This window comes from Streptomyces sp. NPDC001868 (assembly GCF_040297125.1).
GTDB lineage: Bacteria > Actinomycetota > Actinomycetes > Streptomycetales > Streptomycetaceae > Streptomyces.
The window spans coordinates 138057-153852 of sequence record NZ_JBEOYO010000002.1 but is presented as its reverse complement, the minus strand read 5'-3'; the positions used below and the strand labels follow the sequence as shown (position 1 = coordinate 153852).

12 protein-coding genes and 1 riboswitch are annotated in these 15796 nt (G+C 71.1%); of the genes, 4 read left to right on the top strand and 8 right to left on the bottom strand.

The annotated features are described in order from the left end of the window. Window positions 1-16: 16 nt before the first annotated feature. From ABT147_RS03140 to ABT147_RS03130, 3 genes are all read right to left on the bottom strand, one after another. Window positions 17-1204, bottom strand: a complete 1188-nt coding sequence (locus ABT147_RS03140) for an alkaline phosphatase family protein (protein WP_351402176.1) — start codon at window positions 1202-1204, stop codon at window positions 17-19. Continuing rightward, on the bottom strand, window positions 1204-1791 hold the full coding sequence (locus tag ABT147_RS03135; protein WP_351402174.1) for a DUF5998 family protein: 588 nt from the start codon (window positions 1789-1791) through the stop codon (window positions 1204-1206). The genes ABT147_RS03140 and ABT147_RS03135 overlap by 1 nt, the downstream gene beginning before the upstream one ends. 118 nt (window positions 1792-1909) lie before the next feature. Continuing rightward, on the bottom strand, window positions 1910-4807 hold the full coding sequence (locus ABT147_RS03130; protein WP_351402172.1) for a bifunctional acetate--CoA ligase family protein/GNAT family N-acetyltransferase: 2898 nt from the start codon (window positions 4805-4807) through the stop codon (window positions 1910-1912). 200 nt (window positions 4808-5007) lie between these two features. Between ABT147_RS03130 and ABT147_RS03125 the strand changes: the two genes are divergently transcribed. Then, the gene (locus ABT147_RS03125) at window positions 5008-5289 is read left to right on the top strand and encodes an HPr family phosphocarrier protein (protein WP_037700813.1); all 282 of its coding nucleotides are present in this window, start codon (window positions 5008-5010) and stop codon (window positions 5287-5289) included. A gap of 191 nt (window positions 5290-5480) precedes the next feature. Here ABT147_RS03125 and ABT147_RS03120 read toward each other — a convergent pair whose 3' ends face one another. The 4 genes from ABT147_RS03120 to ABT147_RS03105 all read right to left on the bottom strand — a co-directional run bounded on the left by ABT147_RS03120 (window position 5481) and on the right by ABT147_RS03105 (window position 10359). Then, a complete protein-coding gene (locus ABT147_RS03120) occupies window positions 5481-6185 on the bottom strand; it encodes a GntR family transcriptional regulator (protein ID WP_351402169.1) in 705 nt (234 codons plus the stop codon). A 200-nt stretch (window positions 6186-6385) separates the two neighbouring features. Beyond that, window positions 6386-7174 carry a M23 family metallopeptidase gene (locus tag ABT147_RS03115; RefSeq protein ID WP_351402167.1) on the bottom strand — a complete coding sequence of 263 codons (789 nt, stop codon included), beginning with the start codon at window positions 7172-7174 and terminating at the stop codon, window positions 6386-6388. A gap of 12 nt (window positions 7175-7186) precedes the next feature. After that, window positions 7187-7361, bottom strand: a riboswitch (cyclic di-AMP (ydaO/yuaA leader). Window positions 7362-7597: 236 nt separating this feature from the next. Beyond that, entirely contained in the window at window positions 7598-8986 is a 1389-nt protein-coding gene (locus tag ABT147_RS03110; RefSeq protein ID WP_351402165.1) for a M16 family metallopeptidase, read from the bottom strand. Continuing rightward, window positions 8983-10359 carry a M16 family metallopeptidase gene (locus ABT147_RS03105; protein ID WP_351402707.1) on the bottom strand — a complete coding sequence of 459 codons (1377 nt, stop codon included), beginning with the start codon at window positions 10357-10359 and terminating at the stop codon, window positions 8983-8985. Before ABT147_RS03105 ends, ABT147_RS03110 begins: the two co-directional genes overlap by 4 nt. Window positions 10360-10746: 387 nt before the next feature. Between ABT147_RS03105 and ABT147_RS03100 the strand changes: the two genes are divergently transcribed. Beyond that, on the top strand, window positions 10747-13203 hold the full coding sequence (locus tag ABT147_RS03100; protein ID WP_351402163.1) for a DNA gyrase/topoisomerase IV subunit A: 2457 nt from the start codon (window positions 10747-10749) through the stop codon (window positions 13201-13203). A 66-nt stretch (window positions 13204-13269) separates the two neighbouring features. On the opposite strand, the gene ABT147_RS03095 is transcribed toward ABT147_RS03100, so the two are convergent. Beyond that, window positions 13270-14418 (bottom strand): CobW family GTP-binding protein, encoded by a 1149-nt coding sequence (locus ABT147_RS03095; RefSeq protein WP_502983020.1) that lies wholly within the window; start codon window positions 14416-14418, stop codon window positions 13270-13272. 320 nt (window positions 14419-14738) lie between these two features. Between ABT147_RS03095 and ABT147_RS03090 the strand changes: the two genes are divergently transcribed. Together ABT147_RS03090 and ABT147_RS03085 are read left to right on the top strand one after the other, a co-directional pair. Further along, window positions 14739-15287, top strand: a complete 549-nt coding sequence (locus tag ABT147_RS03090; protein WP_351402161.1) for a DUF6082 family protein — start codon at window positions 14739-14741, stop codon at window positions 15285-15287. Between the two features lie 159 nt (window positions 15288-15446). Continuing rightward, window positions 15447-15683: a hypothetical protein gene (locus tag ABT147_RS03085; protein ID WP_351402158.1), complete on the top strand. Its 237-nt coding sequence runs from the start codon at window positions 15447-15449 to the stop codon at window positions 15681-15683. Window positions 15684-15796 lie beyond the last annotated feature (113 nt).

Below are 15796 nucleotides of genomic sequence, written 5' to 3'. Positions count from 1 at the left end.
GCGGACGGGCAGGGTGTCAGGAGCGTACTTCGAGGAGCGGGACCAGCTGTTCCGAGGGGGTCATCGAGCCGTGGTTGCCGACCATCGCCGACTCCTTGGGCTCCCGCTCGGAGGCGATGATCAGGACGTCGTCGCGTGCGGCCGCGATCACGTCGCCGAGGCGGGCGTACACGCGCTCGTCGATGTGCGGGCCGAACCAGCCCGCCTCGATCGCCTCGTCGCGTGAGGCGATCCAGAACTGTTCGCCCAGGACCTCGCGCCAGCAGGTCAGGACGTCCGACTCGGCGCCCCGCACGGCGTACACATGGCGGGCGCGGCCCTCGCCGCCCAGGAGGGCGACCCCGGCGCGCAGCTCCCAGTCCTCGTCGAAGTCGATGCGGTGCTGCTCGTCGAACGGGATGTCGAGCATGCCGTGGTCGGCCGTCACATACAGCGCGGTGCGCGGCGGGAGTTGCTCGGCCAGGCGCTGGACCAGGCGGTCGACGTACATGAGCTGGCCGCGCCAGGCGTCGGAGTCGACACCGAAGCGGTGCCCCGCGCCGTCCAGCTCGGAGTAGTACGTGTAGATCAACGCGCGGTCGCCGGCGGCCAGTTGTTCGGCGGCCAGGTCCATGCGGTCGTCGCCGGAGAGACGGCCGTGGAAGGCGCCGCCGCTCAGCGCGATCTGGGTGAGGGGGGTGTTCTGGAAGGCCGGGGCGGTGACCTGGGCGGTGTGCACACCCGCCTGGTCGGCGCGCTGGAAGATCGTGGGGTACGGCTGCCACACGCGCGGCGCGGTCCACGGCTGCCAGCGGAGCTGGTTCATCAGCTCCTCGGTCTGGGGGTTGCGGACCGTGTAGCCGGGCAGGCCGTGCGCGCCCGGGGGCAGGCCGGTGCCGACGGAGGCGAGGGAGGTGGCGGTGGTGGCGGGGTAGCCCGCGGTGATGGGGCGGCCGGTGCCGCCGCGCGAGGACTCCAGCAGCGCGGTCATGTACGGCGCCTCGTCCGGGTGCGCCTGCAACTGCTCCCAGCCCAGGCCGTCGACCAGGAACACACAGGCCCGGTCGGTCGCCGTCAGCTCCGGTATCGCGGCGCTCGTGCCGGGGACTCCCATGCCCGCCGCGAGGGTGGGCAGGAGGTCGGCGAGCGAGCCGGCGCCGTACTCCGGGACGGGGGCGGTGTCGAGGGCGAGGGGTTCCGGGTCGTCCCAGGTGGGCAGTGCCATCAGCGGGCGGGGTCCGCGGTCGCCTCGGAGAGCGCCTGGGCGAAGGCGAGGGCCTGGCGCACGGTCTCCGGGCCGTCCCCGGCCTCGCTGACCCGCAGGCTGAGGTCGTCCGCCGTCGAGCTGCCCGTGTACCCGTGGTCCGCCTCGCAGTTGGGGTCGCCGCAGGCGGCGGGCTCCAGGTCGATGCGGGAGACGGCGCCCCAGCCGATGGTGAGGACGACCTCGCGGGGCAGGGTGCCCGGGGTGTACGACTCCGGGTTGGCGACGACTCGGCTGAGCACGACCGACGAGATCCGGCCGATCTTCACCGACTCGGTGGACGTCGTGGCGTACGGCGTCGGCGAGGTGGTGTCCGCGGCCTGCTCGTCGGTGTGGCTCACGATGAAGCGGTTGCCCGTGAGGACGAGGACGGTGACGTGGCGCCGCACCTCGTTGGCGTCGAACGTCGTCTCCTGGTGAACCAGGTACGACTTGATGGCCTCGCCGCCGACAGCGGCCTCCACCGCCTCGGCCACGAGGGCCGGGTAGTAGCCGCTGCGCTCGATCGCCGCACGCAGCCCCTGGGTCGTCGTACTGGTCTTGGCCATGACGTCCATCCTACGGTGGCGCACTGACTGCGAGGGACCGCTCTGCCGTCTCTGTTCTGTCGTGGACGGATCAATGCGTGGGGCCGTACGCCGTCCGTGCGGGGGCCGTGCGCCGCCCTCAGTACACGGGAAGCGTCCTCGGGCCGAGGTCGTCGCGCACGGGCGGGCGCGCGAGCCGGACGGTGGCGCCGAGGACGCTCAGGCCGCGCGGGGCGACGACGACGGGCTCCAGGGAGACCGCCACGACCTCGGGGTGGTCGTCCACCAGCCGGGAGACCCGCAGCAGCAGCTCCTCCAGCGCCTCCGTGTCGACGGGGGCGGAGCCCCGCCAGCCGAACAGGAGCGGCGCCGTCCGGATCGACCGGACCAGCGAGGCCGCGTCCCGCTCGGTGGCCGGGATCAGCCGGTGCGCCATGTCGCCGAGCAGCTGGGACGCGGGGCCGGCGATCCCGAACGAGAGCACCGCTCCGGCCGCCGGGTCGAGCACGGTCCGCACGATCGTGTCGACTCCGCGCGGAGCCATGCCCTGCACGACCGGACGCAGCTCCTCCGGTCCCCCGAACAGCTCCGTCAACTCCGTGTACGCCCGGCGCAGTTGCTCCTCGTCCGCGAGGTCGAGCCGTACGCCGCCCAGGTCGGCCCGGTGCCGTAGGTGCGGGGCGGTCGTCTTGAGCGCGACGGGGTAGCCGATGGCCCCCGCCGCTCTGGCCGCCTCGTCGGGCGTGGGCGCGGGCCGCGCCTGCCGCAGGTGGATGCCGTACCTGCCGAGCAGCGCGGCCGTCTCCTCCGACCCGAGCGTGAGCCCCTCGCCCCTGGCCAGCGCCGCGTCGATCTGCTCGGCCGCCCCCTTCTCGTCGATGTCCTCGAACTCGGGCACCCGCCCCGGCTCCGCCGCCTCCCGCCGCCACTGCGCGTGACGCACGGCTTCGGAGAGCGCACGAACGGCGCGCTCGGCGGCGGGGTAGGCGGGGATGAGCCGGGAGTCGGCCGGGCCGGAGGGGTGTGCAGGCGTGACGTCGGTCGCCTCGCTCACCCCGGGTACCCGCGTGACGTCGGCCGCCTCGCTCACCCCGGTGGGCAATCGTTCCGCAGGGCGGAACAGGTGGGCACCGCCTACAGCGCCCGGCGCCTTCTCGCCGACCTGGGGCGCAGTACTGGCTGCGGCCGACAACGCTTCGGCCAAGCCACCCAGCTCGACGTGCACCACAAGCACCGGCTTGGACGGATTCGCCGCCGCAGCCGACCGCAACGCCTCCGCCAGTGCCGCATCCCCCGGCGACATCTCCCCCAGCGCCGGAATCGCCGTCACCACCACCGCGTCGCACGAGTCGTCCGCCAGCGCCCGGGACAGCGCCGCGTGGAAGTCCCGCGCCGAGGCCCCGGTGGTCAGGTCCAGCGGGGGCAGCGGCCGCAGCCCCTCGGAGAGGCACGCGTCGTACGTGAGCATCCCCAGCGACTCGGAGTTCCCCAGGATCGCCACCCGCGGCCCCGCCGGCAGCGGCTGCCGGGCCAGCAGCAGCCCCGCGTCGACCAGCTCCGTGATCGTGTCGACCCGGATCACCCCGGCCTGCCGCAGCAGCGCGGACACGGTGGTGTGGGGCAGCCGGGTGGCGCGCACGGCATGCCCCTGGGGCGCGGAACCGTGGCGCGCCCCCTGCACCACCACGAGCGGCTTGACCGCCGCCGTGCGCCGGGCGAGGCGGGTGAACTTGCGCGGGTTTCCGATGGACTCCAGGTACATGAGGACGACATCGGTGTCCGGGTCGTCGTACCAGTACTGGAGGACGTCGTTCCCGGACACGTCCGCGCGGTTGCCGGACGACACGAAGGTGGAGACGCCCGTGTCACCGGTGACCCCTCCCCCGCGCCGGTGCAGCCGGGACAGCAGCGCGATCCCGATGGCGCCGGACTGGGCGAAGAGGCCGATGCGCCCGGAGCGCGGGGTCTCGGGGGCGAGCGAGGCGTTGAGCCGGACGTCGGGGGCGGTGTTGATGATCCCGAAGGCGTTCGGACCGATGATGCGCATGCCGTACGTGCGCGCCTGGCGCACCAGTTCGCGCTGGCGCTCGCGCCCCTCGGGGCCGCTCTCGGCGTATCCGGCGGAGACGACCACGAGCCCCTGCACGCCGTGTTCACCGCACTGGGCGACGACCTCGGGGACATGGGCGGCGGGGACGGCGACGACCGCGAGGTCGACGGGCCCCTCGATGTCGGTGACGGAACGGTGCGCGGGCACCCCGTCGAGTTCCTTCTCGTCCTCCCCGAGGGCCTTGTTCACCGCGTACAGCCGCCCGGTGAAGCCCGCTTCCCGGAGATTGGCGAGGACACTGCGGCCCACTCCGCCCGGTGTGCGCCCGGCGCCGATGACGGCGACCGAGCCGGGGGCGAGCAGCCGCTGGACGGATCTGGCCTCGGCCCGCTGCTCCCGCGCGCGCTGCACGGCGAGGGAGCGGTCGGTGGGCTCCAGATCGAACTCCAGGCGGACGACGCCGTCCTCGAAGCTGCGCTTCTGCTGGTACCCGGCGTCGGTGAACACCTTGATCATCTTGCTGTTGGCGGGGAGCACCTCGGCGGCGAAGCGTCTGATGTCGCGTTCACGGGCGACGGCGGCGATGTGTTCCAGCAGGGCGGAGGCGACGCCCCGGCCCTGGTGGGCGTCCTGCACGAGGAAGGCGACCTCGGCCTCGTCGGCGGGGGCGGACGCGGCCGTCCCGTCGGCGCCGATGCGGTCGTAGCGTACGGTGGCGATGAACTCGCCGCCCACCGTGGCGGCGAGCCCCACCCGGTCCACGAAGTCGTGGTGCGTGAAGCGGTGGACGTCCTTGGCGGACAGGCGAGGGTAGGGCGCGAAGAAGCGGTAGTACTTCGACTCGTCCGAGACCTGCTCGTAGAAGCTGACGAGACGCTCGGCGTCATCGACGGTGATGGGCCTGACGCGTGCGGTGCCGCCGTCGCGCAGCACCACGTCGGCCTCCCAGTGGGCGGGGTACTCATGCCGGTCCGACGAGGTCTGCATGGGCCCCAGAGTACGGCTCGCGTACGCATGCGGCGCGGGGCAGTCTGGGGCGGCACAACAGAAGCACAACAGAAGTGCGACAGCCGGTTCGTGGCCAGGCCGTGGGCCCGTTCCGGTACGTCGCCACATATGGGAAACTGGTCTAGACAACCGGTCTAGACCTCTCCGCAGTACCCGAGACACCTGAAGGGCAGCATCACATGGCTGAGCGCCGCGTCAACGTCGGCTGGGCCGAGGGCCTCCACGCCCGCCCCGCATCCATCTTCGTCCGGGCCACCACGGCCTCCGGTATCCCCGTGACGATCGCCAAGGCCGACGGGAACCCCGTCAACGCGGCCTCCATGCTGGCGGTCCTGGGCCTCGGCGCCCAGGGCGGCGAGGAGATCGTGCTCGCCTCCGACGCCGAGGGCGCGGACGTCGCGCTCGACCGTCTGGCGAAGCTCGTGGCCGAGGGCCTCGAAGAACTCCCCGAGACGGTCTGACCGACCGGGCAACCGAAGCGGAAAGGCCGGAAAGGCCACCCGCACGCACCACCCGCACACACACCGAAGGGCTCGTCCGATTTATCGGGCGGGCCCTTCGCATTTTCGTCCTGATTCCGTTCCATTCCGTTCTGCGGGCAGCAGAAAGAATGCCCTTCGGAATTCTTCCCTCTTTGTATACGGCTCCCGTGTTAATGCCGCAGGCTCGGCATGTTTACGGGGTGTTGCGAAGTCCTCACACGCTCCGGGCGTTCCGCCCCGCCGGCCCCGCCCGGAAATCGGAGCCGGTGCGCGGCGGTGGCGCGCTCGGTGTGCAGGGAGGTGATGGTCCGGGCCCGGTCGCTGTCGCCGCGCGCGACGGCGTCCACGATGCCGCCGTGCTCCGCCCAGGACTCCACGGGGTTCGCCGGTGCCTCGACCGCGTACATCCAGGCGATCTTGTGCCGCAGCTGGGCGAGTGTCGAGGTCAGGGCGGGGCTGCCGGACGCCTGTGCGAGCGTCTCGTGGAACCAGCCGCCCAGGGAGCGCAGATCCTCGCTGGTGCCCCTCCTGGCCCGCTCCTGGCCCAGTCTGACCAGGCCCCGCAACACCTTGAGGTGCGCCTCCGTACGGCGCTGGGCGGCACGGGCGGCGCCCAGCGGCTCCAGCAGCATGCGCATCTCCAGCAGGTCGGCGGCCTCCTGCTCGGTCGGCTCGGCGACGCACGCGCCCGCGTGCCGTCGGGTCACCACGAAGCCCTCGGCCTCCAGGGTGCGCAGCGCCTCGCGCACGGGGACCCGGCTGACGCCGTACCGGCGGGCGAGCAGTTCCTCGGTGAGACGGCTGCCGCGCTCGTAGACACCCGCGACGATGTCATCACGGATCGCCGTGCATACCGAATGCGCCGGAATACGCATGACCGACCTCCGCCTTAATCCCCGTGAAACGTCGATGATTGACGTGTGTTCCAGTGACTCTATTGCAGCGAGCCGGAATTTCCGATGGCGGACCGGAATCCAGGGATATTTTTTGGACAGGAGCTACGTCACAACAGGTACGCACAACGCGGAAAGCCCCGGCTCGGTGAGCCGGGGCCTCCTGCGAAGCGGTGGGTCCGTCAGACGTTCACGCCGTGCGAGCGCAGGTACGCGACGGGGTCCATGTCCGAGCCGTACTCGGCCGTCGTCCGGGCCTCGAAGTGCAGATGCGCGCCGGTGACGTTGCCGGTCGCCCCGGAGAGGCCGATCTGCTGGCCGGGGGTGACGGTCTGGCCGACGGAGACGCCGATGGACGACAGGTGGCCGTACTGCGTGTACGTGCCGTCGTTCATCTTGATGACGATGTTGTTGCCGTACGCACCGCCCCAGCCCGCCTCGACGACGGTGCCGGCGCCGACCGCCAGGACGGTCGTGCCGGACGCGGCGTGGAAGTCGACGCCGGTGTGGCTGCCGGAGGACCAGACGGCGCCGCCGGCCTTGTAGCCGGTGGAGATGTACGAGCCGCTGATCGGGGAGACGTAGGTGTTCAGGCGCTCGCGCTCGGCGGCGCGGGCGGCGCGGGCCTTGATCTCCTCGCGCTCCTTGGCGACGGCACGTTCCTGCTCGGCCTTCTCGGCGGCGGCCTTGCGGGCCTCCTCCTGCGCCTTCTTCTTGACGGCGGCGACCTCGGCGGCCTGCTGCTGGGCGACGGCCTGGGCGTCCACCTGGTCGGCGACCGTGTCGCCGAGGACGATGATCTGGTTCAGGCCGGTCTGCTCGACGGCGGGCTCCTCCGCGGCGAGCGCGGGAGCGGCCAGGGTGCCGATGACACCGGTGGTGGTGAGAGCGGCGACGCCCACGTTCCTCGTGGTCGTGCGCTGCACACGGCCGGGACGGCGGTGCTTCCCGGGGGCGCGGGTGAACGCCATGAAGTGGCTGGTCCTTTCCTTCCCTCTCGCCTACCGGGTTAGCTGACGGGTTCGGAGCAGGAAGGTCTCCTACGGCCGCCCCCCGTTTCGCGTCGCTCCGCGAAGGGCACCCGATTCACCCCAGGGACTTCGGTGGGTCCCCGGCTCCCCTGGCTCGCGCCATGCGGGGACTCGGCGATGACTGTCCGGTGCCGCGGCTGCGGCGAACTTCTGACGAACAGCCGGACCGACGCTAAGCGGGCCGTCTTCGAAATAACAAACGGATCACAGGATTTGTTAAGTACGCCACAGGTCAGACACACAACCTCCGCCATCAATACGGACAAACGCGGGCCCTGGTGACTCTTCAGTCACCAGGGCCCCACGGACGCGTGTCCTTCTGTCCGGTTCCTCCTCGGCTTCCCCTCGGCCTCTCCTCGGCTTCTACTCGGCCGGTACGACGGTGACTTCACCGATTCCGAGGGCCCTGACCGGCTCCTCGATCTGCGCGGCGTCCCCGACGAGGACGGTCACCAGCCGGTCCACCGGGAAGGCGCTCACGGCGGCCGCGGTGGCCTCCACCGTGCCGGTGGCGGCGAGTTGGCGGTACAGCGTCGACTGGTAGTCGTCCGGCAGGTGCTGCTCGACCTGGTCGGCCAGCGTGCCCGCCACGGCCGCGGCCGTCTCGAACTTGAGGGGGGCGACCCCGACGAGGTTCTGCACGGCGACATCGCGCTCGGCGTCGGTCAGTCCCTCGGCCGCGAGGGTCCGCAGCACCGTCCACAGGTCGTCCAGCGCCGGCCCGGTGTTCGGGGTGTCGACGGAGCCGCTGATGGCGAGCATCGCCGCGCCCGAGCCGTCGGGGGCGGAGCGCAGCACCTGCCCGAACGCGCGCACCCCGTAGGTGTAGCCCTTCTCCTCGCGCAGGACACGGTCCAGACGGGAGGTGAGGGTGCCGCCGAGGCAGTAGGTGCCGAGCACCTGCGCCGGCCACACACGGTCGTGCCGGTCGGCGCCCACACGGCCGATGAGCAACTGGGTCTGGACGGAACCGGGGCGGTCCACGATGATCACGCGCCCGGCGTCGTCGGCGGTGACCGCCGGCACGACGCTCGGCTTGGCCGGGGAGCCCGTCCAGGCGCCCAGGGTGTCGCCGAGCAGGGCGTCGAGGTCGACTCCGGTGAGGTCGCCGACGACCACGGCGGTGGCCGTCGCGGGGCGTACGTGCCGCTCGTAGAAGGCGCGTACGGCCGCGGAGTCGATGCCCTCGACGGTCTCCTCGGTGCCCTGGCGGGGCCGCGACATCCGGGACGTGGCCGGGAACAGCCGCTTGTAGAGCTCCTTGGCGGCCCGGCGGCCCGGGTTGGCGGTCTCGTGCGGGATCTCGTCGAGCCGGTTGGCGACCAGCCGCTCGATCTCGCTGTCCTCGAACGCCGGTGCCCGCAGGGCGTCGGCCAGCAGACCGAGCGCCTTCTCCAGCCGCGACACGGGCACTTCGAGGGACAGACGCACGCCGGGGTGGTCGGCGTGCGAGTCGAGGGTGGCGCCGCAGCGCTCCAGCTCGGCGGCGAACTCCTCGGCCGTGTGCTTGTCGGTGCCCTCGGAGAACGCCCTGGTCATGATGGTGGCGACGCCGTCGAGGCCGGCCGGCTCGGCGTCCAGGGGCGCGTCGAGGATGACCTCGACCGCGACGACCTGCTGGCCGGGGCGGTGGCAGCGCAGCACGGTCAGGCCGTTGTCCAGGGTGCCGCGCTCGGGCGCCGGGAACGCCCAGGGCCTGGCCTCGCCGGCCTGGGGCTGCGGGTGGAAGTCCATGGTCGCGAGCTCGGTCACTTCGCCGACTCCTCGTTCTCGTCCGTGCCTTCGGCGGCCTCCGCCTCGGCGGCTTCGTCTTCGGTGCCCTCTTCGCCGTCGACGGGCTCGTAGACGAGCACCGCGCGGTTGTCGGGCCTCAGGCGCGCCTTGGCGATCTCCTGGACCTCGTCGGCCGTCACCTCCAGGACGCGGTCGACGGCGGTGAGGGCGAGCTTCGGGTCGCCGAACAGGACCGCGTACCGGCACAGTTCGTCGGCGCGGCCCGCGACCGTGCCGAGCCGGTCAAGCCACTCGCGCTCCAACTGGGCCTGGGCGCGCTCCATCTCCTCGGCCGTGGGGCCCTCCGCGGCGAAGCGGGCGAGCTCCTCGTCGACGGCGGCCTCGATGACGGGCACCTCGACGTCACCGGAGGTCTTCACGTCCAGCCACGCCATGGAGGGCGCGCCGGCCAGCCGCAGCAGGCCGAACCCCGCCGTCACAGCCGTACGGTCACGGCGTACGAGCCGGTTGTACAGGCGGGACGACTCGCCGCCGCCGAGGATCGTGAGCGCCAGGTCGGCCGCGTCGCACGCGCGCGTGCCGTCCTCCGGCAGCCGGTAGGAGGCCATCAGCGCGCGGGCGGGCACGTTCTCCTCGATCACCTCGCGCAGCTGCTCGCCCATGATGTCGGGCAGCGAGCCGTCGCGGGGCTCGGGCTTGCCGTCGTACGCGGGGATGGAGCCGAAGTACTTCTCCACCCACGCGAGGGTCTGCTCCGGGTCGATGTCGCCGACGATCGACAGGACGGCGTTGTTGGGCGCGTAGTACGTCCGGAAGAACTGCTGGGCGTCCTCCAGGCTCGCCGCCTCCAGGTCGTCCATCGAGCCGATCGGCGTGTGCCGGTAGGGGTGGCCCTCCGGGTAGGCCAGGCGGAAGATCTTCTCGAAGGCGGTGCCGTACGGCACGTTGTCGTACCGCTGGCGGCGCTCGTTCTTGACGACGGCCCGCTGGTTGTCCAGGTTCTTCTGGTCGAGCGCGAGCAGCAGGCTGCCCATGCGGTCGGCCTCCAGCCACAGCGCCAGCTCCAGCTGGTGGGTGGGCATGGTCTCGAAGTAGTTGGTGCGCTCCCAGCTGGTGGTGCCGTTCAGCGAACCGCCCGCGCCCTGGATCAGCTCGAAGTGGCCGTTGTCCTTCACCTGGCCCGAGCCCTGGAACATCAGGTGCTCGAAGAGGTGCGCGAGGCCCGTACGGCCCTCGACCTCGTGGCGCGAACCGACGTCGTACCAGAGGCACACCGCGGCGACCGGGGTCAGGTGGTCCTCGGAGAGCACCACGCGCAGGCCGTTGGCGAGGCGGTGCTCCTTCACTGTCAGGCCTTCGGAGCCGGCCTCGGCTGTGGCCGTGTGACCCATGGGCATGTACGTCCCTTCGATCGCTGTGCTGAGTTCGCGGGATCCGTGTGCGCGGGATCCGTCCGTGGAATCGTCGCGGAAACCGCTGTTTTCCTGCCGGTCCTGCCACTGTATGCAAGCGCGCGGACCCCTGGAGAAGTTCCCGGGCGTCGTACGCCGAGAGCGAGACCGGGGTTGCGGCCGCCGGTGACTGGTTAAAGTCGGCGCACGCTGTTGACGCGGCGGCACGCAGGGCCCGGCGGGACGGTGAAAGCCGGGTCGTGTCCGGGTTGTCAGTACGGCAGTCCACAATGGTCCGCGTCAGACCCCGTTCACGTGTCGGTGAGAGTGAGCCGGAGACGTGAGCGCCCCGTAGGTGAGCGACCAGAAAAAGAGGAGCCGGCAGCGATGGCCCGCCGCAGCACGAAGACCCCGCCGCCCGACGACGCGTTCGAGGAGCGGATCCTCGACATCGACGTCGTCGACGAGATGCAGGGCTCCTTCCTGGAGTACGCGTACTCGGTCATCTACTCCCGAGCCCTGCCGGACGCCCGTGACGGTCTGAAGCCGGTGCACCGCCGGATCGTCTACCAGATGAACGAGATGGGCCTGCGCCCCGACCGCGCCTACGTGAAGTGCGCCCGTGTCGTCGGCGAGGTCATGGGTAAGTTGCACCCGCACGGCGACGCGTCGATCTACGACGCCCTGGTGCGCCTCGCCCAGCCCTTCTCCATGCGGCTCCCGCTGGTCGACGGCCACGGCAACTTCGGTTCGCTGGGCAACGACGACCCGCCGGCCGCCATGCGGTACACCGAGGCGCGGATGGCCGACGCGACGAGCCTGATGACGGAGTCGATCGAGGAGAACACGGTCGACTTCGCGCCCAACTACGACGGCCAGGAGCAGGAACCGGTGGCGCTGCCCGCCGCCTTCCCGAACCTGCTGGTCAACGGCGCCTCGGGCATCGCCGTCGGTATGGCCACCAACATGCCGCCGCACAACCTGGGCGAGGTCATCGCGGCCGCCCGCCACCTCATCAGGTATCCGAACGCCGACCTGGACACGCTGATGAAGCACGTCCCGGGCCCGGACCTGCCCACCGGCGGCCGGATCGTCGGCCTCTCCGGGATCAAGGACGCGTACGCGACGGGCCGCGGCACCTTCAAGATCCGCGCCACGGTGACGGTGGACAACGTGACGGCCCGCCGCAAGGGCCTGATCGTCACCGAACTGCCGTTCACCGTCGGCCCGGAGAAGGTGATCGCCAAGATCAAGGACCTGGTCGGCTCGAAGAAGCTGCAGGGCATCGCGGACGTCAAGGACCTCACCGACCGCGCGCACGGCCTGCGTCTCGTCATCGAGATCAAGAACGGCTTCGTGCCGGAGGCCGTCCTGGAGCAGCTCTACAAGCTGACGCCGATGGAGGAGTCCTTCGGCATCAACAACGTGGCCCTGGTCGACGGCCAGCCCCTCACCCTGGGCCTCAAGGAGCTCCTGGAGGTCTACCTCGACCACCGCTTCGAGGTCGTGCGGCGGCGCTCGGAGTTCCGCCGCGGCAAGAAGCGCGACCGTCTTCACCTGGTCGAGGGCCTGCTCACCGCGCTGGTGGACATCGACGAGGTCATCCGTCTGATCCGCTCCAGCGACAACTCCGCGCAGGCCAAGGAGCGCCTGATGGAGCGCTTCTCCCTGTCGGAGATCCAGACGCAGTACATCCTCGACACCCCGCTGCGCCGCCTGACCCGGTTCGACCGCATCGAGCTGGAGTCCGAGAAGGACCGGCTCAACGCCGAGATCGCCGAGCTGACCCGCATCCTGGAGTCGGACGCGGAGCTGCGCAAGATGGTCTCCGGTGAACTGGCGGCGGTGGCCAAGAAGTTCGGCACCGAGCGCCGTACGGTGCTGCTGGAGTCCTCGGGCACCCAGGTGGCCACGGTCCCGCTCCAGGTGGCGGACGACCCTTGCCGGGTGCTGCTGTCGTCGACGGGTCTGCTGGCCCGTACGGCGAACGGCGAGCCGTTCGCGGCCGACGAGGACGGCAAGCGCGCCAAGCACGACGTCATCGTCTCGGCGGTGCCGGCGACGGCCCGGGGCGAGGTGGGCGCGGTGACCTCCACCGGCCGCCTGCTGCGCCTGAACGTGGTCGATCTGCCGCAGCTGCCGGACACGTCGGCGGCCCCCAACCTCTCGGGCGGCGCCCCGCTCGCGGAGTTCCTCTCCCTCCAGGACGGCGAGACGGTCATCTGTCTGATGACGCTGGACGAGTCGTCGCCGGGGCTGGCCATCGGCACCGAGCAGGGTGTCGTCAAGCGGGTGGTCCCCGACTACCCGTCCAACAAGGAGGAGCTGGAGGTCATCACGCTCAAGGAGGGCGACCGGATCGTCGGCGCCGTCGAGCTGCGCACCGGCGAGGAGGACCTGGTCTTCATCACGGACGACGCCCAGTTGCTGCGCTACCAGGCCTCCCAGGTCCGCCCGCAGGGCCGCCCGGCCGGCGGTATGACCGGCATCAAGCTCACCGAGGGCGCGAAGGTCATCTCCTTCACGGCCATCGATCCGGCCGCGGACGCGGTCGTCTTCACGGTGGCGGGCTCCCGCGGCACCCTCGACGACTCCGTGCAGACCACGGCCAAGCTCACCCCGTTCGACCAGTACCCCCGCAAGGGCCGCGCCACGGGCGGTGTCCGCTGTCAGCGGTTCCTCAAGGGCGAGGACTGCCTCTCCATCGCCTGGGCGGGCCCGGCTCCGGCCCGCGCCGCCCAGAAGAACGGCATGCCGGCCGACCTCCCGGAGATGGACCCGCGCCGTGACGGCTCGGGTGTGTCCCTGGGCAAGACGGTGGCCTCGGTGGCGGGGCCGGTGTGAGCGGAGGCCTTCCCGGGGTGGTGGGCGCAGGCCTTCCCGTGATCCCGTGCTGGTGAGCGGAGGTCCTCACACGGTGTCGTAGGAGGCCTCGGATTCGTCGGCCTCCGCCTCCTGGACATAGCGAAGGACGCCCCACATGCCGTGCTCGTCGGCGTGCGGGGCGTCCTTCTCGCCCTTGCACGCCTCCAGCTCCTCGGTCAGGGCCGGGGCGTCGATTCCGGCTCCGATCAGCACGAGCTGGCTGAGACGGCCCTCGTCACCGCTCCCGTCACGGTCCTCCCAGGGCTCCGGGTAGAACCGCAGGAACCGCCCGACGGCATGCACGGCGTAACGGTTCCGGGGGTCGTACGGCCCGAAGTCGACGTACCCCTTGATGCGGTAGAGCCCGTCGGCCCGCCCGTCCAGGAACTCCATGAGCCGCCGGGGATCCATCGGCACATCGGAGACGAAGGCGACACTGTCGTAGCCGGTGTGCAGATGCCCGGCGTGATCGTCTCCCTCGTGGTGCCCGTCGTGGTCGTGCCGGTGGAGGTCGTCGAAGGAGAGCTGGCCGACGCGCTCCTCGGAGGGCCGGCAGTCGAACAGGAACTCGGGGTCGATGCGCCCGTAGGTGGCGGGCACGACGGCCGCGCGGTCACCGAGCGAGCGGACGAGCGACAGGACCCGCTCCCCGTCCTCGGCCCGGTCGAGCTTGTTGACGACGACGAGGTCGGCGATGGCGAGATGCCGGTCGATCTCGGGATGCAGCTGCCGGGTCCGCGGGAACTCGGCCGCGTCCACGACTTCGACGAGCCCGCCGTACACCACCCGGGGGTTCTCGCTGGCGAGCACCATCCGCACGAGCTCCTGCGGCTCCGCGAGCCCGCTCGCCTCGATGACGATGACGTCGATCCCGGCGGAGGGTTCGGCGAGCCGCTCCAGAAAGACATCCAGCTCGCTGACGTCGACGGCACAGCACAGGCACCCGTTCCCCAGCGACACGGTGGAATCCCCGAGCGCCCCCGCCACGGCCATCGCGTCGATCTCGATCGCCCCGAAGTCGTTGACGACGGCACCGATCCGGCTGCCGCCGCTGCGGTGGAGGAGGTGATTGAGCAGGGTGGTCTTGCCGGAACCGAGGAATCCGGCGAGGACGACGACGGGAATCTGCGGCGAACCCTGCGAACCCCGCGGAATCGGCCCCGGACCCGGCCTCTGACTCGACGACTGGCTCACCACGCGCCCTCTCTCACCCCGTTGCGTGCGCCGGAACGCCGCAGCTCTCGTACGTCCTTCGAATGCCGCCCCAGGATACGAGCGGGGGCGAACGCTCCGTGGCGTGAACGATTGTCAGCGGCGCCCGAGGGGCACACGTTGGGCATGGCGCCGGTCCGCGCGACCCACGCATCCCTCCGTGCGCCTCCTCTCCGCCTCCCAGCCGACCGACATCGCCCGGCGACACTGAGAGGCGGCAAGCGCCGCCCACCGCTCGCCGGTCTCCACCCGTCGACCCGCACCCGACGACCGGCGGACGGCCGCCTGAACCAGGGGTTGACATGGCCACACAGAATCTTGGGGCTCGGGGACTCGGCCCCGCCGCCGCAGCGGGTTGCGCCTTCGTGGTGGGAGCGCTGGGCGCGTTCGCCGTGGAGCGGCGCATCAACACCGTGCTTCGACGCCTGGAGAGGCTGGAACGCGAGACCGAGCAACGCGCGGCACTGATCGCCTACCAGCGGCACAACTTCGACCTGGTCATGAAGGCGGCCGCGGACCCGACGCTGCTGCCCGTCCTGAACGCCTACGACGAGGAACTCCCCACGGACCGACAGCGGCAGTACCTCTTCGCCAACCTCCTCTACACGCACGTGCTGCAGGGCTACCGGGTGGGCGTCTTCAGCCGGGCCGAGCTGTACGGGCACCTCCGCGGCATCTTCCAGAGCACCGTGATGCGCGACTACTGGGCCGCCACGCGTCACCACCGGTCGAGCCTGAAGGAGGGCTCGGAGGAGTCGGAGATCGGCAAGATGGTCGACGGCCTGATCGGCGATCTGGAGGACGCGAGCACGGACGAATGGTGGGTCGTGGGCGAACCGCCCGCCGAATGAGGCCGCCGCGCGCACCCCCTACGGCGCTCGCCGCGCACAGAGCGACCCCTGCCCCTGGCTTCACTCCAGCGTGTCATCGATGCATGCGCATCAACCGGCCCGGGACAGCTAGGTTGGCCCCGCTCGTATCACTACTCACAGCTCAAGGATCGAATCCCGTTGAGAATCGTGCGCCGCATCGGTGCGTCCCCTCGCGAGAGGGGCAGTGCCGCGGGGCAGACATGCCCAGACATCTTCGAACTGCAGGATGGCAACTTCGCAGTGATCGGGACCGACCAGACAGAGAAACTCGACCCCGAGCTTCCTGCCGACGCCTCGCGCGCTGACTACGAGAGGATCGTGGTCATCAGCCGCGAGACTCTCATCCGGGCAAAGTCGGACATCCCCGACGCCTGATCCTGAACGGGGGCTCGCCTGCACTACAGCGCGGGCCCCTCGCGCCGCCCCGTCCCGCGACGACGAGGGCCGTCGGATCCGGTTCACCCCTCTGGGGCCCGGCCGGAATTCAC